Genomic DNA, 20,777 nt, shown 5'->3' with positions numbered 1-20,777 from the left:
GAAACGATATGCTTCCGGCACTTTGGGTCAGCAAGACCGGTCTGTCCGCCCAGGACATGAACCTGACCACCATTTCCAACAACCTGGCCAACGTCGCGACCACTGGCTTCAAGCGCGATCGGGCCGAGTTCGAAGATCTGCTGTACCAGATTCGTCGTCAGCCGGGTGGCCAGTCCAGCCAGGACAGCGAACTGCCGTCCGGCCTGCAGCTCGGCACCGGTGTGCGGGTGGTCGGTACGCAGAAGATCTTCACCGCCGGTAGCCTGCAGACCACCGAGCAGCCGCTGGACCTGGCCGTGAATGGCCGTGGTTTCTTCCAGATCCTGCAGCCCGATGGCACTGTCTCCTACACCCGCGATGGCAGCTTTCACCTGAACTCCGATGGCCAGATCGTCACCTCCCAGGGCTTTGCCCTGGAGCCGGCCATCGTCCTGCCCAACGAAGTGCGCACCTTCACCGTCGGCGAGGACGGCACCGTGTCGGTCACCACCGCCGGCAACCCGCAGCCTCAGATCATCGGCAACATCCAGCTGGCTGACTTCGTCAACCCGGCAGGTCTCGAAGCCATCGGCAACAACCTGTTCCTGGAAACCGGTTCCAGTGGCGCGCCGCAGGTCGGCAACCCTGGCCTCAACGGTCTGGGCACCACCCTGCAGAACACCCTGGAAAACTCCAACGTCAGCGTGGTGGAGGAACTGGTGAACATGATCACCACCCAGCGCGCCTACGAAATGAACTCCAAGGTGATTTCCACCGCCGATCAGATGCTGTCCTTCGTGACGCAGAACCTCTGATCAATCCTGATTCTGTTGTGAACGCCGCGAGGTAGTGGTTATGAACCGGCAAATACTCTGTTTCCCCCTGTTGGCTGGCCTGCTGCTCGGCAGCGGCTGCGTGGCGCCGACAGCCAAGCCGGATGATCCCTATTACGCGCCGGTACTGCCGCGCACGCCGTTGCCGGCGGCACAGAACAACGGTTCGATCTACCAGGCAGGATTCGAGAACGGCCTGTATGACGACCGCAAGGCGTTCCGCGTCGGCGACATCATCACCATCACCCTCAACGAGCGGACGCAGGCCAGCAAGAATGCCAACAGCTCGCTGCAGAAGGACAGCAGCGGCACCCTGGGCGTGCCCAATCTGTTCGGCATGGCGGTAGCACCGAAGAATCCGCTGAGCGGCCTCAGCGCCCTGGGCATGACCAACGACAAGCTGAGCCTGGATTCGAGCTGGGATTCGCAGCGCGCCAACACCGGCTCCGGCCAGGCAGGGCAGAGCAACAGCCTGTCCGGTTCGATCACCGTGACTGTCGCCGAAGTGCTGCCCAACGGCATCCTCGCCGTACGCGGCGAGAAGTGGATGACCCTCAATACCGGTGATGAACTGGTGCGCATCTCCGGTCTGGTTCGCGCCGACGACATCGCCACCGACAACACCGTCGCCTCGACGCGGGTGGCGGATGCGCGCATCACCTATTCCGGTACCGGGGCCTTCGCCGACGCCAGTCAGCCTGGCTGGTTGAGCCGCTTCTTCATGAGCCCGCTGTGGCCGTTCTGACCCTGAGGGCGCGCAAATGAAAATCTGGTTGCCTCATCCTTCGTTCCTGGCGCTGAGCCGCCTGGCCCACTGGTATGCGCGACTCACCGCGAGCGGTTCTGCGCGCAAGGCCTTCGCGGTCGACGCGGCGCGCAAGCCGGGCGGGCGCGTCCAGCCCAGCAGGGCGTCCAGCCGGCATGAGGGCGTTGCGGCCGGAGCCTGCCGCCGTCAGTTCGCCGTTGCCCATCGCGGCTACCGTCATCGCGGTGCCAACGACTGGCTGCTCCTGGCCACTCTGCTCGGCTGCATGCTGCTGAGCCTGCCGACCCAGGCCGAACGCCTGAAGGACCTGGCCTCGATCCAGGGTGTGCGCAGCAACCAGCTGATCGGCTACGGCCTGGTGGTGGGGCTCAATGGCAGTGGTGACCAGACCACCCAGACCCCGTTCACCGTGCAGACCTTCAACAACATGCTGGCGCAGTTCGGCATCAAGGTGCCGGCCGGCGGCAACGTGCAGCTGAAGAACGTCGCCGCCGTGTCGGTGCATGCCGACCTGCCGCCGTTCGCCAAGCCGGGCCAGGTCATCGACATCACCATCTCGTCGATCGGCAACGCCAAGAGCCTGCGCGGCGGCAGCCTGCTGATGACCCCGCTCAAGGGCATCGACGGCAACGTCTATGCCATCGCTCAGGGCAACCTGGTGGTCGGCGGCTTCGATGCCAGCGGCGCCGATGGCTCGCGCATCACCGTCAACGTGCCGTCCGCCGGCCGCATCCCTGGCGGTGCCACCGTGGAACGCCCGGTGCCGAGCGGTTTCGATCAGGGCAACTACCTGACCCTGAACCTCAATCGCCCCGACTTCACCACGGCGAAGAACATCGTCGACCAGGTCAACAACCTGTTGGGCCCGGGCGTGGCACAGGCCATCGACGGCGGCTCGATCCGGGTCAGCGCGCCGCTCGACCCCAACCAGCGCGTCGACTACCTGTCGATTCTGGAGAATCTCGAGGTGGAGGCCGGGCAGGCCATCGCCAAGGTCATCATCAATTCGCGTACCGGCACCATCGTCATCGGCCAGAACGTCAAGGTTCAGCCGGCGGCCGTCACCCACGGCAGCCTGACGGTGACCATCACCGAAGACCCGATCGTCAGCCAGCCGGACGCGCTCTCGGGCGGCCAGACGGCGGTGGTGCCACGCTCGCGTGTGGGCGCCGAGGAGGAGGCCAAGCCGATGTTCAAATTCGGTCCGGGTACCAGCCTCGACGAGATCGTGCGTGCGGTTAACCAGGTGGGCGCTGCGCCCTCCGATCTGATGGCCATCCTGGAGGCGCTCAAGCAAGCCGGCGCTCTGCAGGCCGACCTGATCGTGATCTGAGGAGGACTGCCGATATGGATTCTCGACTCTCGGCCGGCCTGCTCGGCAACGGCAAAAGCCCGATCGACAGCGGTGCCTTCACCGACCTGAACCGCCTGAACCAGTTCAAGGTCGGTGGCGACAGCGAGCAGAACATCCGCAAGGTCGCGCAGGAATTCGAATCGCTGTTCATGAACGAAATGCTCAAGGCCATGCGTTCGGCCAACGCTGCGTTCGGCGAGGGCAACTTCATGAACAGCAACGAGAGCAAGACCTACCAGGACATGTACGACCAGCAGCTGGCGGTGACGCTCTCCAAGGAAGGGCGTGGCATCGGCCTGGCCGATGTGCTGGTACGGCAGATGTCGAAGATCAAGCAGCCGTCGAGCCGGCCCAATCCGTTCGCCCAGGTCGAACAGCCGGTGGCTGCGACGTCCGCCGCGACGACCGACAAAGCGGCAGACAAGGTGGCCAGCGCCGAAGGCTTCCGTGATGACGTGGCGCTGCTCAATCGCCGTCGTCTGGCCGTGCCCGGCAAATTGGCGGACCGCCTGCTGGCAGGCATCGTGCCGTCGGCCGGGGAGGGGGAGGGCAAGACCCTGTCCGGCAACGACTGGATTCCGGCGCAGAGCAGCGCCGCGCCCCGGGACAAGGCCCTGAGCCTGGGCAACAGCGACGCCCTGACCGGCCGCCGTATCGCCCAGCCCCCGCTGGCGCCGGGCAAGGCGGCATTCAGTTCGCCGCAGGAGTTCGTCGCCACCATGCTGCCGATGGCCGAGGCCGCTGCCGAAAAGATCGGCGTGGACCCGCGCTACCTGGTGGCGCAGGCCGCGCTGGAAACCGGCTGGGGCAAATCCATCATTCGTACCGGCGATGGCCAGAGCAGCCACAACCTGTTCGGCATCAAGACCCACAACAGCTGGGATGGCGAGTCGGCACGCGTGCTGACCACCGAGTACCAGGGCGGCAAGGCAGTGCGTGAAACCGCCAATTTCCGTGCCTACGACTCCTATGCGCAGAGCTTCGACGACTACGTCAGCTTCCTGCAGAACAACGGGCGCTACGAGAAGGCCCTGAGCACCACCGACAACCCGGAGCGCTTCGTCAAGGAACTGCAGCAGGCCGGTTATGCCACGGATCCGCAGTACGCCCGCAAGATCTCCCAGATCGCGCGCAAGATGCAGACCTATCAGGCAATCGCCGCTGCCGACAGCGCCACCACAAGGACCTGAGGTTGACTCATGGCTGACCTACTCAACATAGGCCTGTCCGGGCTGGCAGCGAACAAGACGTCGCTGTCGGTGACGGGGCACAACATCGTCAACGTCAACACGCCCGGTTTCTCCCGCCAGGAAACCGTGCAGGCCACCCGCACGCCGCAGTTCAGCGGGGCGGGGTACATCGGCTCGGGCACCACGCTGGTCGATGTGCGGCGCATCTACAACGAGTTCCTCAATACGCAGGTGCGCAGCAGTACGGCGTTGAACAGCGACACCCAGGCCTACCTGAGTCAGATCAACCAGCTCGACTCGTTGCTCGCTGGCAGCACCACCGGTGTCACGCCGGGCCTGCAGAAGCTGTTCGCCGCGTTGCAGACGGCCGCCGAGGACCCTGCCAACATTCCGGCGCGGCAGCTGGTGCTGTCCGAAGCCGAGGGTCTGGCCAAGCGCTTCAACACGATCTATGACCGGCTGAACGAGCAGAACGCCTTCATCAACAAACAGCTGTCCGCCGTGACCGATCAGGTCAATCAGCTGGCGACCTCGATCGCCGGTTACAACGATGCCATCGCCGTGGCGGCGTCCAACGGGCAGGCCCCGAACGACCTGCTCGACGCCCGTGAAGAAGCGGTGCGCAAGCTCTCCGAGTTCGTCGGCGTGACGGTGGTGCCGCAGGACGACAACACCTACAACCTGTTCATCGGCTCCGGCCAGCCGCTGGTGGTGGGCAGCAATGCCGCACGCCTGGAGGTGACGCCGGGGCAGAGCGACCCGTTGCGTAGTGAAATCCAGTTCGTCAGCGGCAACTCGCGGCAGAACGTCACCTCGCTGATCACCGGTGGCGAGATGGGCGGCCTGCTGCGCTATCGCCAGGACGTGCTGGACACCTCGCTGAACGCGGTCGGCCGTCTGGCGCTGTCGGTCACCGACCAGATCAACCGCCAGCTGGGCCAGGGCCTGGACCTCAACGGCGAGTTCGGCAACGAGCTGTTCAGGCCGCTCAACGATCCGCTGCTGCTGGCCCAGCGCAGCCTGGCCCGCGTCGGTAACAGCGACCCGACGGCCAATCTCAACGTCACCATCACCGACACCACACAGCTGACCACCAGTGACTACGAGGTGCAGTTCACCAGCGCGACCGAGTACGTGGTGCGGCGTGTCTCCGATGGCACCCTGTTCCCGCCGACGCCGGCGACGTTCGATATCACTACCGTCCCGGCCCCGGAGGTCGATGGCTTCTCGCTCGGCGTGGCGGCAGGCACCTTCGCCGCGGGGGATCGCTTCTCCATCATGCCGACCCGCAATGCCGGCAGCCACATGCGTGCCGACATGAAGAACGCCGAAGAGCTGGCGTTCGCCTCGCCGCTCAAGGCCGAGACCAGCCCGGCCAACATCGGCACCGGCAAGATCACCCAGCCGAGCCTGCTCACCGAGATCGACATCTACGATCCGGTCGCACAGGCCGACCTGGAGACCAGCCTGCGCAATGCGCCGCCCCTGCGCATCGTGATGGGAGCGGGCGGTGGCGCGACCCAGAGCTACGACGTGGTCGACATCAACGGCAACGTGATCGACACCGGCAGCATCGTGCCGGGACAGAACAACACGGTCACCATCACCGTACCGGCCAACCCGCCGAACGTGCCCAGCACCTTCGATTACGAAGTCACCATCAGTGGCCGTCCCGAGGGCGGCGACAACTTCTCGGTGTCGTTCAACACCAATGGCGTGTCCGACAACCGCAACGCCCTGAAACTGACCGACCTGCAGAACAAGGCGGTGATCGGCATCAACCCGGCGGCGCCCGGCACGACCGGTGCAAGTTTCACCGACTCCTACGGTGACCTCGTCGAGCGTGTCGGTACCCTGACCAGCCAGGCGCGGGTCGACGGAGAGGCGACCGGTGCGATCCTCAAGCAGGCCACCGACAACCGCGATTCGGTCTCCGGGGTGAACCTCGACGAGGAGGCCGCCAAGCTGATCCAGTTCGAGCAGTACTACCAGGCGTCGGCGCAGATCATTCAAGTTGCGCGTAGCCTGTTCGATACCCTGATCAATACATTCTGATAGTCACCCTCCCGGCATCGAGAGGGTGTAGCCTGTTCAACTGACAGGCGTTGCAAGAGGCAAGCCCCATGGTCATGCGCATTTCATCCATCCAGGCGTTCAACAACGGCGTTTCCGGTCTGGGGCGCAACTATTCCAATGTGATCCGGACCCAGGAACAGATCAGCAGCGGCAACCGCATCCTCACGCCGGCGGACGATCCGGTGGCCTCGGTGCGCCTGCTGCAGCTGGAGCAGCAGCAGGCCGTGCTCAAGCAGTACAACGACAACCTGACGGCGGCGGAAAACAGCCTGGTGCAGGAAGAGACCACGCTCAACTCGGTCAACACCGTCATGCAGCGGGTGCGCGAACTGGCCGTGCGTGCCGGCGGCGGAAGCCTGTCGGCAGAGGATCGCCAGTCGATCGCCAAGGAGCTGGAGGAGCGTGAGGCCGAGTTGCTCAACCTGATGAACAGCCGCAACGCCCGTGGCGAATACCTGTTCAGCGGCAACCTGGGCAAGACCGAGCCGTTCGTCCGCAACCCGGACGGCACCTACTCCTACTTCGGTGACGAGGGTCAGCGCAGCCTGCAGGTCGCCAGTTCGACCAACGTGGCGATCAACGACAACGGCAAGCGTCTGTTCGAGAGCGTCACCAATGCCAACCGGGTGGCCAACACCGACGGTGTCAACAACCCGGCATTGCCGACGCCGCCGCTGCCGGCCACCAGCATTCCGGCGGTTCCCGCCGACGAGCAGCGCGTGTTCATCTCGCCGGGCCTGGTCGAGGACGACCGCGCCTTCAACTCCACCTTCCGCAGTGGCGAGCCCTATTCGCTGGCGTTCGTCAGCGGCAACGAATTCCGCATCTACGACGCTTCCGGGGCCGATGTCACGTCCGAGATTCCGGGCGGCGGCAAGATCGACCCGCTGGCCAACAGTGGCAACACGATCAACTTCCGTGGCATGCGCTTTCAGCTCGACGTGGTGCTGAAGGACGGCGACAACTCCATGGACCTGGACAACCTGCTGGCGGACATTCAACCGCCGGCAACGGCGGGTACGCCGGGCATCGGTACCCACAGCTTCACCCTGCAGTCGGCCGAGACCGAGTTCGCCGTGACCCGTTCCTCGACCAACGCCTCGGGTGCGGTGGTATCGGGCGGCACCATCGTCAACCAGGCGACCTTCGACGCGCAATTTCCCACGGCCGGGGTGGTGGTGCGCTTCACCGATGCGACCAACTACGAGGTCTACGCCCAGCCGCTCGGGCCTGGCAGTCCGGTGCTGAGCACGGGTACCGCAGCGGGCCCCTATCCGTCGACCTTCAACGTCTATGGGGTCGACTTCAGCATTTCCGCCCCGGCCAACGCGGCGGGCGGCGATGAGTTCGGCGTGCAGCCGCAGTTCCAGGAGCAGCGCAGCATCCTCGACACCATCGCACGCCTGCGCCAGACCCTGGAGTCCTCGCCGACCTCGCCGGCCGGCAACCTGGCGATCCGTGACGAGGTGGCCATTGCTCTGAAGAACCTCGACAACGGCATGGGCAACGTCGATGAGGTCCGCACCGAGATCGGAGCCCGGCGTAACCTGATCGAGACCACGCAGATCGACAACGAGGACGTCACCCTGGTGAACAAGTCCGTGCAGGCCGACCTGCGAGAGCTGGATTACGCCGAGGCGCTGTCGCGCCTGTCATTCCAGACCATCGTGCTCGAGGCGGCACAGCAGAGCTACGTGAAAATTGCCGGTCTGAACCTGTTCAATCAGTTGCGTTAACTAGCCGCCTCCTCCCCAGTGCTGCTACGCTCCCGCCCCCTTTGGGCGGGACGGCCGTGGCGGTTCGCTTCACGTTTCCCCGTCATGTCTTGCTCTCCCCGTATCCTTCTGCAGTGCGGCATGTATTTTGCTCGAATGGTTCGTGGGAGTGGGGTAAGGTCAATGAATTGTCGGTCTGAGCGGACGACCTGGGCGAGTCTATGAAAACAGTCATTCTGGCCGGTGGGCTGGGCACGCGTATCAGCGAAGAGTCTCACCTGCGGCCCAAGCCGATGATCGAGATAGGCGGCAAGCCGATCATCTGGCACATCATGAAGATCTACTCCCACTACGGCATCAACGATTTCGTGATCTGTCTGGGCTACAAGGGTTACGTCATCAAGGAGTATTTCGCCAACTACTTCCTGCACATGTCGGACGTGACCTTCGACATGGCAGAGAACCAGATGCACATCCACAACCGGCATGCCGAGCCGTGGCGTGTGACCCTGGTCGACACCGGCGAGAGCACCGCCACGGGCGGTCGCCTGAAGCGTGTGCGTGACTACCTGGGCGATGAGACCTTCTGCCTGACCTACGGCGATGGCGTCGCCAACATCGACATTCCGCAACTGATCGATTTTCACCGTGGCCACGGCAAGCTCGCCACGGTGACAGCCGTACAGCCACCTGGCCGTTATGGTGCTCTGGATGTCCAGGGACAGCAGGTGCGGGGCTTCCAGGAAAAGCCTCAGGGCGATGGCGGCTGGATCAATGGTGGCTTCTTCGTGCTCGAGCCGGGCGTGTTCGATTACATCGACGGCGACGACACCACTTGGGAGTACGAGCCGATGCGTCAGCTGTCCGAGCAGGGGCAGTTGATGAGCCATCTGCATCGCGGCTTCTGGCAGCCGATGGATACGCTGCGCGATCGTGTGCTGCTCGAAGAGCGCTGGAAGAGCGGCCAGGCGGAGTGGCGTCTATGGTCGTGAATACGGCGTTCTGGGCAGGCCGCCGGGTCCTGTTGACCGGGCACACCGGTTTCAAGGGCGGCTGGTTGGCGCTGTGGCTGCGGGAGCTGGGGGCAGAGGTCTGCGGTTATGCATTGCCGGCTCCCGACGGCCCTTCCCTGTGGCAGGTTGCGCAACTGCACGAGGAGGTGCCGGGGACCCTGGCCGACATCCGTGATACCCAGCGCGTGAGCGAGGCCGTAGCGACGTTTCGCCCGGAAATCGTCCTGCATCTGGCGGCTCAGCCGCTGGTGCGTGAATCCTACCGTGCGCCTGTCGAGACCTACGCGACCAATGTCATGGGTACGGTCAACCTGCTGGAGGCGGTGCGCCATTGCGACAGTGTGCGTGCGATGTTGGTGGTGACCAGCGACAAGTGCTACGAGAACCGTGAATGGCTCTGGCCGTACCGCGAAAGTGATGGCCTCGGTGGACATGACCCTTACAGCAGCAGCAAGGCCTGTGTGGAGCTGCTCTGCGCGTCCTGGCGCGAGTCGTTCCTGCGCGAGTCGGGCATCGCGCTCGCCACGGCGCGGGCCGGCAATGTGATCGGCGGTGGCGATTGGTCGGCTGACCGTCTGCTGCCCGATATCCTGCGTGCCTGGCAGGCCGGGCAGTCGCTGACGCTGCGCTACCCGCAGGCCGTGCGCCCCTGGCAGCACGTGCTCGAACCGCTGCACGGCTATCTGCGCTTGGCGCAGGCGCTGGTCGAGCAGGGCGAGGCCGTGGCGGAGGCATGGAACTTCGGCCCCGACAACGAGGGGCTGGTCAGCGTCGGCGAACTGGTCGAGCGGCTGGCCCGGCGCTGGCCTGATGAGGCGCGTTGGTCGGTCGAGGCGAGTGAGCAGCCGCACGAGGCTGGCCTGCTCGCGCTGGACTCCAGCCAGGCGCGTGTGCGTCTGGATTGGCGCCCGCGCTGGACCTTGCAGCAGTCCATCGAACGAACCCTCGACTGGCACCAGGCCTGGCAGGCCGGCGAGGATATGCAGACATTCAGCCGTGCGCAGATCGCGGCCTATCAAGGCGAAACACATGAGTGAACAGACGGCGCAGGCGCTGCGGCAGCAGATTGCCGAGCTGGTGGAGCGCTATGCCGAACTGCAATTGGCTCCTGCTGCCTTCGAAGCCGGCCGCGATGCCGTGCCGCCGTCCGGCAAGGTGATCGGCGCGGGCGAGTTGAAAAACATGACCGAGGCCGTGCTGGATGGCTGGTTGACCACCGGGCGCTTCAACCAGGCCTTCGAGAAGCGCCTGGCCCGTTATCTGGGGCGGCGTGGTGTGCTGACCACCAACTCCGGCTCTTCGGCCAATTTGCTGGCGTTCTCCGCGTTGACCTCGCCACGTCTGGGCGATCGAGCGATCCGCAAGGGTGACGAAGTGATTGGCGTGGCCGCCGGTTTTCCCACCACGGTCAATCCCATCCTGCAGTTTGGTGCGGTGCCGGTATTCGTCGATATCGAACTGGGCACCTACAACATCGATCCGGCTTTGATCGAAGCCGCCATCGGGCCACGTACCAAGGCCATCATGCTTGCCCATACGCTGGGCAACCCGTTCAACCTCAAAGTCGTCCGCGAATTGTGCGACCGTTATGGCCTGTGGTTGATCGAAGATTGTTGCGATGCCCTTGGCGCAACCTACGAAGGGCGTCAGGTAGGCAGCTTCGGCGACCTGGGCACGCTGAGTTTCTATCCGGCCCACCACATCACCATGGGCGAGGGCGGGGCGGTGTTCACCGACTCGCCGCTGCTCAAGCGCATCGTCGAGTCGTTCCGCGACTGGGGACGTGACTGCTATTGCGCGCCAGGCGAGGACAACACCTGTGGCAAACGCTTCTGCTGGCAGCTGGGCGATTTGCCGGAAGGTTACGACCACAAGTACACCTACTCGCACCTGGGCTACAACCTGAAGATCACCGACATGCAGGCCGCCTGTGCCCTGGCGCAGATGGATCGCCTCGATGATTTCATTGCCGCACGCAAGCGCAACTTCGCCTGGCTCAGCGAGCGTCTGGCCGGCTGTGCCGAGCAACTGATCCTGCCGCACGCGACGCCAGGCAGCGATCCGTCATGGTTCGGCTTCCCGCTGACCCTGCGCGATGGTTGCGGCATCGAACGGGTCGGGCTGCTGCGCCATCTGGATGAGCAACGTGTAGGCACGCGGCTGCTGTTCGCTGGCAACCTGACGCGCCAGCCCTACATGCAAGGCCAGCAATACCGTGTGAGCGGTGAGCTGACAGTGACCGACAAGGTGATGCGTGACACCTTCTGGATCGGTCTCTGGCCAGGGCTCACCGAGGATCATCTGGAGCATGCCGCGCGCAGCCTGGAAACCTACGTGCGGAGGCTGCGCTGATGCGTGCCTATGTGCTCTGCGGTGGTTTCGGCACGCGCCTGCGCAGCGTGACCGATGCGCAGAAAGCGCTGGTGCCGGTGCACGGAGAGCCTTTCCTGGCACGCGTGCTGCGTCAGCTGGCGCGCGCCGGTATCAGCGAGGCGGTGCTCTGCGCCCATTATCGAGCCGAGCAGGTGGCCGAGCAGCTCGCTGGCCTGGCGCGTGACGCAGGGCTGCCACTGACGCTGGTGGTCGAGTCCAGCCCGATGGGCACGGGGGGGGCGCTGCTCAACGCGTTGCGTGAGCAGCCTGCGCAGGGCCGCTACCTGGTGCTCAACGCCGATACCTTCGTCGATGTCGATGGCTACAGGCTGATGATGCAGGGGCCCGGCAATGCGCTGCTGGGAGCACGTGTGGACGATCGCAGTCGTTACGGCAGCCTAGAAATCGACGCCGCTGGCCAGCTGCAGGCGTTGCTGGAGAAAGGTCGCGGAGGAGCGGGCCTGATCAACGCGGGCGTCTACGCTTTCACCTGCGATACCTTCGTCAGCGCTGCCGTGCGTGCGTGCTCGATGGAGCAGGAACTGCTGCCCGAGTTGCTGGCCCGAGAGGCCGTGAGTGTCATCGAGTACAGCGGTCGCTTCATCGATATCGGCACGCCGGAGTCGCTCGATCGCTACGCCAATGACTTTCGGATGGAGTCCTGATCATGAGCCTGCTCGCGCAAACCCTCAGCATCCGCGAACGGCAGAGCATTCTCGACGCCATCGAATGCATCGAGGCTGGCGCTCTGCAGATATCCTTCGTGGTCGCTGATGACATGCGCTTGCTCGGCGTGGTGACCAACGGTGACGTACGCCGCCACCTGCTGCAAGGGGGCAGAACGGACGAGCAGGTGACCGCCTGCATGAACGAGGAATTCCGCTCGGTGCAGATTGGCGTGCCGCGGGAGGACCTGCTCAAGGCCTTCGACCTGGGCCACAACGCGCTGCCGGGGCTGGATGAGCATGGTCGCCTGGTGGAGGTGTATACCCGGCAGATGGCCGCCAGCGCCGAGGTGCCCGTGCTGGCGCGTGCTCGCGCGCCGGTGCGCATGAGCTTCTGCGGCGGCGGCGCGGACCTCACCTATTTCTTCATCGACCACTCGGCGGCGGTGCTCAGTTGCACCGTGGGGCTGTACGCCCATGCCACGCTGATCCCGCGCGACGATGGTCGGATCAGCATCTTCGCTGAAGACCTGAAGCGCGAAGAACACTACAGCTCCCTGGCCGAACTGCTGGCCGCAGGGGAGAAGAGCCTGCTGGCCACCATCATCGCAGTGATCAAACCCAAGTACGGATTCGACCTGTACCTGCGTTCGGATTTTCCAGTGGGGTCGGGGCTTGGCGGCTCTTCAGCGGCCACCACGGCAACCATCGCGGTGTTCAACGAGCTGCGCCAGGACCGCTGGAACACCTACGAGATCGCCGAGCTGGCGTTCCAGGCCGAGCGCCTGTGCTTCGGCATCGCCGGTGGCTGGCAGGATCAGTACGCCTCCGCCTTTGGTGGGTTCAACCTGATCGAGTTCGAGAATCAGCGCAACCTGGTCCATCCCATTCGGCTGGAGGACGCCATCCGCAACGAGCTGGAGTCCTGCCTGGTGCTGTGCGATACCGGCATCTCCCATGACTCCGGGCGCCTGCATCAGCTGCAGCGTGAGGAGATCGAAGCCGAGCTGTCGCAAACCGAGCTGCTCAGCGCCAGCGTCACCCTGTGTCGGCGCATGCACCACTTTCTCATTCGCGGCGAGCTCAGGGCGTTCGGCACCTGCCTGGACGAAGCCTGGCAGTTGAAAAAGCGTTTCTCTTCGGCCATCAGTGATGGCCGGCTCGATGATATCTACGCAGCCGCTCTGGCCGCGGGGGCCTGTGGCGGCAAGCTGCTGGGTGCCGGCGGTGGCGGCTTCTTCCTGTTCTATGTGCAGCCCCAGCACCGCCAGCGCGTGGTCGACGCGGTAGGCGCGTTGGGCTGTCAGACCCAGAACTTCCGCTTCGAATCGAGCGGTGTGACCTCATGGCGAACGAAAATCCAATGACCTCATTTCTGATCGACGGCTTCCCGCTGGGGGGCGATCGCGTCTACGTCATCGCCGAAGTCGGCAACAATCACAACGGCTCTTTGGAGCTGGCGCGGCGCCTCGTCGATGCCGCCATCGAGGCCGGTGCCGACTGCGTCAAGTTCCAGCTGCGCAACCGCGACGCCTTGTACCGCCGCAAGGCCGATGGCTCGCGCGCCGAGGACCTGGGCGTCGAGTACATCCAGGATCTGCTGGACAAGGTAGAGCTCAGCCTCGATGAACACCGCGAGGTGCGCGCCTATTGCGCGCAGAAGGGCATTACCTACCTGTGCACGCCCTGGGACGAGCCCAGTGTCGACGCGCTGGCCGGTTTCGACGTGGCGGCGCTGAAGATCGCTTCGGCAGATCTGTGCAATCCCTACCTGATCGCCAAGGCCGCCAGCCTGGGCAAACCCTTGATCCTGTCCACGGGCATGTCCTTCGAGCATGAGATCGTGCGGGCCATCGAGCAGCTCAAGGCGCTCGGTACGCCGTTCGCCTTGTTGCATTGCAACAGCGCCTATCCGGCTCCGGAGGCCGATATCCAGCTTGGCTATCTGCGGCGCCTGCAGGAATTGCACGGCCTGATTGGCTATTCCGGTCATGAGCGCGGCATTGCCATCACCCTGGGCGCAGTGGCGCTGGGTGCCAAGCTGGTGGAACGGCACATCACCCTGGATCGGGGGATGGAAGGCCCGGACCATCTGGCCAGCCTGGAGCCGGGAGAATTCCGCCAGCTTGTCGACGGCATTCGTCAACTGGAGCTGGCATTGCCCTGGCAGGGCCCGGGGCGCCATGCCAGTCAGGGGGAACTGCTGAACCGCGAGAATCTCGGCAAGAGCGTGATCGCGGCACGTGATATTACTCGTGGCACCGTCATGGACGCTTCGATGCTGCGTATTGCCAGCCCTGGCCAGGGTTTGCCGCCGTATCGTTTACCGGAACTGCTGGGCAAACCGGCCGGGCGTGATATCGCCCAGGGCGATTTCCTCTTCGACAGTGACCTGAGCGAGCAGGCCCAGGAGCAACGCCTGGCGTTCGACCTGCCGATCCGCTGGGGCGTGCCGGTGCGCTACCACGACTTCCTCGACTACCGGCGGCGAATCAGTCCGGACCTGTTCGAATTCCACCTGTCCTACCGCGACCTCAGCCTCAAGCCGCAGCCGTTTCTCGCCGCAGTGGAGTGCTCACGGCTGGTGGTGCATGCCCCGGAACTGTTCGAGAACAGCGAGTTGCTGGACCTGGCTGCGGACGATCCGGCCTATCGCCAGCGCTCCATCGACAATTTGCAGCGGGTGGTGGATGCGACCCTGGAGATCGGCGAGTTCTTCCCTGAAGCCGATGCGCGCCTGATCGTCGCCAATATCGGTGGTTTCTCCGCCGATGAGCCGCGTCCGCTGGCGATGCGTGCCGAGCTCTATGACCGTTTCCATGAGGCCTGCCGTCAGGTCGACTTCGCCGGCACCGAGCTGATCCCGCAGAACATGGCGCCTTTCCCCTGGCATTTCGGTGGCCAGCGTCACCAGAACATCTTCATGATGCCCGAAGAGCTGGCCGCGCAGGCTCGCGAGCATGACCTGCGCCTGTGCCTGGACCTGTCGCACCTGCAGATGACCTGCTTCCACTTCGGCCTCGACTTCCAGCAGGCGCTGGCGTTGCTGCTGCCGCACTCGGCGCATCTGCACGTGGCCGATGCCAAGGGCATCAACGGCGAAGGCGTGCTGATGGGCACCGGCGACATCGACTGGCCGGCCGCCTGGGCGCAGATCAAACGCCATCCCCATGTCAGCTTCATCCCCGAAGTCTGGCAGGGACACAAGGACCATGGCGCCGGCTTCTGGTCGGCCCTGCGTTTTCTGCAATCGCTATGACGAGCCTGGGCATGATCCCTTCGGGCGAGCCGGTGGTTCTGCAAGCTCGCCAGATGGATTCCGTCTCGCGACGGAGTCCTTTAAAGATGCCCTTGCCCCGTTCGCATTCTTCCTCTCATTCTCGCTGCGAGTAACGACCTCATGCGTGTCGCTGACTACATCTTCGAGTTCATCGCCAACCAGGGCGTAGGGCATGTGTTTTTCCTGCCCGGCGGTGGGGCCATGCACCTTAACAATGCTTTGTTCCGCCAGCCGCGACTGACCGCCGTGAGCATGCTTCATGAGCAGGGTGCCGCGATAGCCGCCGAGGGCTATGCGCGTACCTCCGGGCGCTTCGGTGCGTGCCTGGTGACCTCCGGACCCGGCGCGACCAATGCCATTACCGGTTTGGCCGGCGCCTGGTTCGAATCGACTCCCGCGCTGTACGTCTCCGGTCAGGTCAAACGTGCCGATCTAAAGGGTGATAGCGGTCTGCGCCAACTCGGCACTCAGGAGCTGGACATCGTCAGTGTGGTCACGCCCCTGACCAAGTACGCGGTATGTCTGCTGGACCCGCTGCGGGTACGCTACGAGCTAGAGAAGGCCCTGCATCTGATGCTCAGTGGGCGCAAGGGGCCTGTGTGGCTCGACGTCCCGCTGGACGTCCAGGCAACCGAGATCGAGCCTGAGCAACTGCTTGGCTACACGCCTGACGTCGAAGAGCCTTCGCCGCTACCGGACGAAGTCGCCTTGCAACGGCTGCTGCAACGATTGCGTCAGGCCCAGCGCCCTGTACTGTTGGTGGGCAATGGCATCCACGCCTCCGGGGGCGAAGCCGCCATGCGCGAGCTGGTCGAAACGCTGGGATTGCCGACGCTGACGACCTGGATCGGCGCGGACCTGCTCGAGTACGACCACCCGCTCTACGTTGGCCGCTGTGGGACCGTGGCGCAGCGTGGCGCCAATTTCAGCGTGCAGAACGCCGACCTTGTACTGGCCATCGGTTGCCGTATGGATTTTTCCATCACCGGCTTCAACCGCAGCCATTTCGCACGCCAGGCCGAGATCGTCGTGGTGGACATTGATCCGGCGGAAATCAGCAAGCTGGGCGACATGCCTGACGAGCGTTTTGTCTGCGATGCGAGAGCGTTCATACAGCGGTTGCTTGCCGTCAACGGTTCTCAGGCGCTGGACTGCCAGGACTGGCGTGAGCGTTGTCTGGCCTGGAAAGGCGCCTACCCGGTTGTGCTGCCCGAGTATCGCCAGCCCAGCGACTACGTGAACACCTACGTATTCAGCGAGACTCTGTCCGAGGCCATGGCCGAGGGGGACCAGATCATTCCCGGCAGCTCCGGTGCTGCGCTGGACACCTTCTGGCTGTCGGTACGCCTCAAGCGCGGCCAGCGCGCGGTGGCGACGGGGGGGTTGGGATCCATGGGCTACGGCCTGCCGGCCTCGATCGGTGGCTGCCTGGGCAGTGGCAGCCGGCGTACCATCTCGGTCGATGGCGACGGTGGCTTCGTCATGAACATCCAGGAACTGGAGGTCGTGCGCCGACTGCGCCTGCCAATCAAGTATTTCGTGCTCAACAACAATGGCTATGCCTCGATTCGTGCCTCGCAAGGCGGCTATTTCAAACAGACCATCGGCTGTGACCCGGATTCCGGACTGACCCTGCCGGACATTTCCGCCCTGGCCGCAGCCTTCGGTCTGCCGGTACGGCGCATCGACGGCAAGGCTGATCTGCGCCAGGCCCTCGATGAGGTACTGGCGCTGGACGGCCCGGTACTGTGCGAAGTGATGGTCGAGTCCGACCAGGCCATCGGCCCGCGTATCACTTCGAAGATCGGCCAGAACGGCGTCATGGTTTCCAGCCCGCTGGAAGACCTGTTCCCCTTCCTGGAGCGTGACGAGTTGCGCGCCAACATGCTGATTCCGCTGGTGGACGATTGATGATGAGCGACTACCTGAGCCAATACGCCGATGCCGGCCTCTACACCATGCAGGGTCGTCTGGGTGCACCGGAGGAGGGGCGCTTCCAGTCCTTCCCGCGTCAGGGCTGGCGCCTGGAAATCGCTCGTGCGGCCGAAATTGGCCTACGTGGCATCGAGTGGATCTATGACCTGTTCGGCGAGGGCGCCAACCCGCTGGAGACAGCCGAAGGGCGTGAGGAGCTGCATGGCCTGCTGGCTGAGCACGGCGTCGCCGTGGTGTCGATCTGCGCCGACTATTTCATGGATCGTCCGCTGCTGCGCTGCAGCGAGGTGGAGAACGCCGAACTGCTCGAACGCCTGCAGTGGCTGCTGAGCATTTGCCCGGAAATGGGCGTGGGCCGCGTAGTGCTGCCTTTCGTCGATGCCTCGCGCATTCGTGACGAAAGTGAGCGCGATCAGGTGGTGGCCAACCTGCGCCAGGTGCTGCCGCAGGCCGAGCTTCATGGCGTCGAACTGCACCTGGAAACCGACCTGGCGCCACAGGCGTTCCGTGAACTGCTCGATCAGCTCGATCACCCGCTGGTCAAGGTCAACTACGATGCCGGCAACAGCGCCTCGCTGGGCTATCGCCCGGCGGATGAATTCGCTGCCTATGGTGCGCGTGTCGGCAGCGTGCACATCAAGGATCGCCGCCTGGGTGCCACGACCGTGCCGCTGGGGCAGGGCGATACCGATTTCCCCTGCCTGCGCGAGCAACTTATCCAGTACAACTACCGTGGCGACTTCGTCCTGCAGGTTGCCCGTGGCGAGGCCGGTGACGAACCGCGCTGGCTCGCCAGCATGGCAGCACTCGCATCCGATTGGCTGCGCGGTACGGCCCTAAACGAGAGAAAAACATCGTGAAGATTCTGTTCTGTGGCCTGGGCGGCATTGGCCAGCGCCACTTGCGCAACCTGCGCCAACTGCTCGGGGATGAGCTGCAGGTGCATGCCTATCGGGTGCGCGGCCAGCGTATCAAGCTGCGTGACAACCTGACTGTCGACGAAGGCGCCGACCTCGAGCGCGACTATGCGATCAATGTGCATCACGACCTCGCCGAGGCGCTGGCCGAAAAGCCGGATGCGGCGTTCATCTGTAATCCCAACTCGCTGCATGTACCGGTGGCGCTCGACTGCGTGCGTGCCGGTGTGCCGGTGTTCATGGAAAAGCCGCTGGCCAGTGATCTCACCGGCATTGATCAGTTGCTGGCCGAGGTTGAGCAGCGCCGCCTGCCGTTCCACGTTGGCTACAACTTCCGCTTTCATCCGGGCTTGCAGCGCCTCAAGGCGTTGCTCGACGGCGGCTTCTTCGGGCGCCTGCTGAGCGTGCGTTCGGAAATCGGCGAGTACCTGCCCAATTGGCACCGCTACGAGGACTACCGGCAGATGTATGCCGCGCGTGCTGATCAGGGCGGCGGGGTGATCCTGTCGCAGATCCACGAGATGGATCTGATCTATTGGTTCTTCGGCCTGCCACGCAGCATCGTCACCCATGGCGGTCAACTCAGCCATCTGGAGATTGATGTCGAGGACACCGCTTCGTCGTTGATGCGCTGTGATGGCGCTATGGGCAGCTTCCCGATCCTGCTGCATCAGGACTACCTGCAACGCCCGCCGGTGCGCTGCTTCAAGATCGTCGGCGACGCCGGTTATGCCGAGATCGACCTACTGGCCAACCGCTTGCGGGTTTACGGCGCCGAGGGCGAGTTGAGCGAGGAGAACGACTTTGCGGGCTTCGTGCGCAACGACATGTTCCTGGCCCAGGCCCGCCACTTCCTCGACTGCGTGAGGGGGGCAGCCACGCCGCAGGTGAGTTTGCATGACGGCCTGCAGAGCCTGCGTCTGGCCCTGACGGCTCTACGTTCGCTGAAGGAGGGCAGGGAAGTGGCGCTGAGCGAGGTGAACGTGCATGGCTAGCGTGGACAGTCTGTTCCGCCTGCAGGGGCGTGTGGCGGTGATCACCGGTGGTGCGGGCCTGCTGGGTTATCAGCATGCCACGACCATCGCCGGACTCGGTGGCTTGCCAGTTCTGCTGGATATCAACGGCGAAGCCCTGGCAGCCAATGCTGCCAGGTTGATCGAGGAAACCGGCTGCCAGGCTGCAACCTGGGTGGCTGACATCACTGACCTGGATGCGCTCGAGGTGGTGGGACGAGAGCTGCTGGCACGGCACGGGCGGGTGGATATCCTGATCAACAATGCCGCACGCAATCCCAAGGTAGAGAGCGCTGGAGACAAGGACTTCTCCCGTCTGGAGAACTTTCCCTGGGAGCAGTGGCAGCTCGACCTGAACGTTGGTCTGGGTGGCGCTTTCAATTGCGCCAAGGTGTTCGGCGCGCAGATGGCTCGGCAGGGGCGCGGGGTGATCGTCAATATCGCCTCTGACCTGGGCGTGATTGCGCCTGACCAACGTCTTTACCGGGTAGAAGGGCGCGAGGCCGACCAGCAGCCGGTCAAACCGGTGACCTACTCAGTGGTCAAGCATGGCCTGATCGGTCTGACCAAGTACCTGGCCACCTACTGGTGCGAGCAGGGCGTGCGTTGCAATGCCCTGTCGCCGGGAGGCGTTTACGCCGGGCAGAACGATGTGTTCGTCAGCAAGCTGACCCAGCTGATTCCGCTGGGCCGCATGGCGGACGCGGACGAGTATCGAGGCGCTATTGCCTTCCTGTGCTCGGATGCGTCTGCTTACATGAATGGTGCCAATCTGGTGATGGATGGAGGGCGTAGCACATGGTGAGTCGTGAACTGATCGCCCGGCATTGCATCTGTTGTGGCAGTGACCAACTGCATCGATCGCCAGCGGTGCTGATGCCTTTCGTTGCCTTGCGTGTCTTCGGCCATGAACCAGTGGAAATCACCGCTGACTGGGGCTTGCGAGATCTGCGTCAGGGCATGGCCTATACGCTGTGCAACTCGCTGCAGTGTCAGGCATGTGGGGCGCTGTTTCTCGACTACCGTTTCACCGACGAGCAGATGGCTGCGCTCTACCATAACTACCGCGACGACCTCTATTACGCTCAACGCATCCGTTTCGAACCGGGCTTTGCCAGTTCCCGGCAGCACTTCACCTACCGTTCTGCCTACCTGAGCGAAGTCGAGGACTGGCTGGCGCCTCGTCTGCCAGAGGCGCCGGCGGTGCTGGACTGGGGCGGTGACACCGGGATCAACAGCCTGTTTCGCGGCAACAACCGTCTACTGCATATCCACGATATCTCCGGCGTGGAGCTGGTAGCGGGCGCTGAGCGAGTCGATCTTGAGCGTATTGCGCAGAATCGGTATGACCTGGTGACCTGCAGTCAGGTATTGGAGCATGTTCCCTACCCATTGGAACTGGTGCGGGAAATCGTTCCGGCGCTTGGCCCGGATACGCTCTTCTATCTCGAGGTACCCAGCGAGGCCCTGATGCGTGAGCATCCGGGCAGCCTGGAGCTGGCTCCGCTGAAGAGGCATTGGCATGAGCATGTGAATTTCTTCACCGAGACCTCCGTTCGCTGCCTGCTGGAGCGTCTTGGTCTTGAAGTGCTCGACGTGCTGCACCTGCCGGTCGATCTGGGCTGGATCAAGGGCCAGGTCATGGGTGTTCTGACGAGGCGTTCCTGA

The 20,777-nt window shown here is 64.0% G+C and carries 17 protein-coding genes; all 17 read left to right on the top strand.

The window, feature by feature from the left end; translation table 11 throughout:
- Positions 1–8 precede the first annotated feature (8 nt).
- The 17 genes from flgG (at position 9) to E4487_RS16210 (ending at position 20,777) form a co-directional block, all read left to right on the top strand.
- A complete protein-coding gene (gene flgG, locus E4487_RS16290; RefSeq protein ID WP_037050359.1) occupies positions 9–794 on the top strand; it encodes a flagellar basal-body rod protein FlgG in 786 nt (261 codons plus the stop codon).
- 40 nt (positions 795–834) lie between these two features.
- Positions 835–1,557, top strand: a complete 723-nt coding sequence (flgH, locus tag E4487_RS16285; protein ID WP_037050361.1) for a flagellar basal body L-ring protein FlgH — start codon at positions 835–837, stop codon at positions 1,555–1,557.
- A gap of 286 nt (positions 1,558–1,843) precedes the next feature.
- Positions 1,844–2,911, top strand: coding sequence for a flagellar basal body P-ring protein FlgI (locus tag E4487_RS16280; protein ID WP_037050585.1), 1,068 nt, complete (start codon positions 1,844–1,846; stop codon positions 2,909–2,911).
- A 14-nt stretch (positions 2,912–2,925) separates the two neighbouring features.
- The gene (gene flgJ, locus E4487_RS16275; protein WP_134675513.1) at positions 2,926–4,122 is read left to right on the top strand and encodes a flagellar assembly peptidoglycan hydrolase FlgJ; all 1,197 of its coding nucleotides are present in this window, start codon (positions 2,926–2,928) and stop codon (positions 4,120–4,122) included.
- Positions 4,123–4,131: 9 nt separating this feature from the next.
- Positions 4,132–6,177, top strand: coding sequence for a flagellar hook-associated protein FlgK (gene flgK / locus E4487_RS16270; RefSeq protein ID WP_037050366.1), 2,046 nt, complete (start codon positions 4,132–4,134; stop codon positions 6,175–6,177).
- A 68-nt stretch (positions 6,178–6,245) separates the two neighbouring features.
- Entirely contained in the window at positions 6,246–7,934 is a 1,689-nt protein-coding gene (locus E4487_RS16265; protein ID WP_037050368.1) for a flagellar hook-associated protein 3, read from the top strand.
- A 200-nt stretch (positions 7,935–8,134) separates the two neighbouring features.
- Entirely contained in the window at positions 8,135–8,905 is a 771-nt protein-coding gene (rfbF, locus tag E4487_RS16260) for a glucose-1-phosphate cytidylyltransferase (RefSeq protein WP_152489117.1), read from the top strand.
- Positions 8,896–9,963 (top strand): CDP-glucose 4,6-dehydratase, encoded by a 1,068-nt coding sequence (gene rfbG, locus E4487_RS16255; protein WP_175253849.1) that lies wholly within the window; start codon positions 8,896–8,898, stop codon positions 9,961–9,963. Before rfbF ends, rfbG begins: the two co-directional genes overlap by 10 nt.
- Positions 9,956–11,278, top strand: a complete 1,323-nt coding sequence (rfbH, locus tag E4487_RS16250; RefSeq protein WP_175253848.1) for a lipopolysaccharide biosynthesis protein RfbH — start codon at positions 9,956–9,958, stop codon at positions 11,276–11,278. Before rfbG ends, rfbH begins: the two co-directional genes overlap by 8 nt.
- On the top strand, positions 11,278–11,964 hold the full coding sequence (locus tag E4487_RS16245; RefSeq protein WP_175253847.1) for a sugar phosphate nucleotidyltransferase: 687 nt from the start codon (positions 11,278–11,280) through the stop codon (positions 11,962–11,964). The genes rfbH and E4487_RS16245 overlap by 1 nt, the downstream gene beginning before the upstream one ends.
- Before the next feature lie 2 nt (positions 11,965–11,966).
- Positions 11,967–13,331 (top strand): CBS domain-containing protein, encoded by a 1,365-nt coding sequence (locus E4487_RS16240; RefSeq protein ID WP_175253846.1) that lies wholly within the window; start codon positions 11,967–11,969, stop codon positions 13,329–13,331.
- A complete protein-coding gene (locus E4487_RS16235) occupies positions 13,328–15,223 on the top strand; it encodes an N-acetylneuraminate synthase family protein (protein WP_175253845.1) in 1,896 nt (631 codons plus the stop codon). Before E4487_RS16240 ends, E4487_RS16235 begins: the two co-directional genes overlap by 4 nt.
- A 141-nt stretch (positions 15,224–15,364) precedes the next feature.
- Positions 15,365–17,155: a thiamine pyrophosphate-binding protein gene (locus E4487_RS16230; RefSeq protein WP_175253844.1), complete on the top strand. Its 1,791-nt coding sequence runs from the start codon at positions 15,365–15,367 to the stop codon at positions 17,153–17,155.
- Between the two features lie 2 nt (positions 17,156–17,157).
- A complete protein-coding gene (locus E4487_RS16225) occupies positions 17,158–18,039 on the top strand; it encodes a sugar phosphate isomerase/epimerase (protein ID WP_218952972.1) in 882 nt (293 codons plus the stop codon).
- The gene (locus E4487_RS16220; RefSeq protein WP_175253842.1) at positions 18,036–19,091 is read left to right on the top strand and encodes a Gfo/Idh/MocA family protein; all 1,056 of its coding nucleotides are present in this window, start codon (positions 18,036–18,038) and stop codon (positions 19,089–19,091) included. Before E4487_RS16225 ends, E4487_RS16220 begins: the two co-directional genes overlap by 4 nt.
- Positions 19,084–19,914, top strand: a complete 831-nt coding sequence (locus E4487_RS16215) for an SDR family oxidoreductase (protein WP_175253841.1) — start codon at positions 19,084–19,086, stop codon at positions 19,912–19,914. Before E4487_RS16220 ends, E4487_RS16215 begins: the two co-directional genes overlap by 8 nt.
- A complete protein-coding gene (locus tag E4487_RS16210; RefSeq protein WP_175253840.1) occupies positions 19,908–20,777 on the top strand; it encodes a class I SAM-dependent methyltransferase in 870 nt (289 codons plus the stop codon). Before E4487_RS16215 ends, E4487_RS16210 begins: the two co-directional genes overlap by 7 nt.

This window comes from Pseudomonas sp. BMW13 (assembly GCF_013357275.1).
GTDB classification, from domain to species: Bacteria; Pseudomonadota; Gammaproteobacteria; order Pseudomonadales; family Pseudomonadaceae; genus Aquipseudomonas; species Aquipseudomonas khazarica.
Note: the sequence above shows the minus strand (reverse complement) of the source record. Positions and strands in the feature narration are given on the sequence as shown.

Coding starts and splice junctions, on each gene's coding strand:
- flgG (WP_037050359.1), top strand. CDS start 9: ATGCTTCCGGCACTTTGGGTCAGCAAGACCGGTCTGTCCGCCCAGGAC.
- flgH (WP_037050361.1), top strand. CDS start 835: ATGAACCGGCAAATACTCTGTTTCCCCCTGTTGGCTGGCCTGCTGCTC.
- E4487_RS16280 (WP_037050585.1), top strand. CDS start 1,844: ATGCTGCTGAGCCTGCCGACCCAGGCCGAACGCCTGAAGGACCTGGCC.
- flgJ (WP_134675513.1), top strand. CDS start 2,926: ATGGATTCTCGACTCTCGGCCGGCCTGCTCGGCAACGGCAAAAGCCCG.
- flgK (WP_037050366.1), top strand. CDS start 4,132: ATGGCTGACCTACTCAACATAGGCCTGTCCGGGCTGGCAGCGAACAAG.
- E4487_RS16265 (WP_037050368.1), top strand. CDS start 6,246: ATGGTCATGCGCATTTCATCCATCCAGGCGTTCAACAACGGCGTTTCC.
- rfbF (WP_152489117.1), top strand. CDS start 8,135: ATGAAAACAGTCATTCTGGCCGGTGGGCTGGGCACGCGTATCAGCGAA.
- rfbG (WP_175253849.1), top strand. CDS start 8,896: ATGGTCGTGAATACGGCGTTCTGGGCAGGCCGCCGGGTCCTGTTGACC.
- rfbH (WP_175253848.1), top strand. CDS start 9,956: ATGAGTGAACAGACGGCGCAGGCGCTGCGGCAGCAGATTGCCGAGCTG.
- E4487_RS16245 (WP_175253847.1), top strand. CDS start 11,278: ATGCGTGCCTATGTGCTCTGCGGTGGTTTCGGCACGCGCCTGCGCAGC.
- E4487_RS16240 (WP_175253846.1), top strand. CDS start 11,967: ATGAGCCTGCTCGCGCAAACCCTCAGCATCCGCGAACGGCAGAGCATT.
- E4487_RS16235 (WP_175253845.1), top strand. CDS start 13,328: ATGACCTCATTTCTGATCGACGGCTTCCCGCTGGGGGGCGATCGCGTC.
- E4487_RS16230 (WP_175253844.1), top strand. CDS start 15,365: ATGCGTGTCGCTGACTACATCTTCGAGTTCATCGCCAACCAGGGCGTA.
- E4487_RS16225 (WP_218952972.1), top strand. CDS start 17,158: ATGAGCGACTACCTGAGCCAATACGCCGATGCCGGCCTCTACACCATG.
- E4487_RS16215 (WP_175253841.1), top strand. CDS start 19,084: ATGGCTAGCGTGGACAGTCTGTTCCGCCTGCAGGGGCGTGTGGCGGTG.
- E4487_RS16210 (WP_175253840.1), top strand. CDS start 19,908: ATGGTGAGTCGTGAACTGATCGCCCGGCATTGCATCTGTTGTGGCAGT.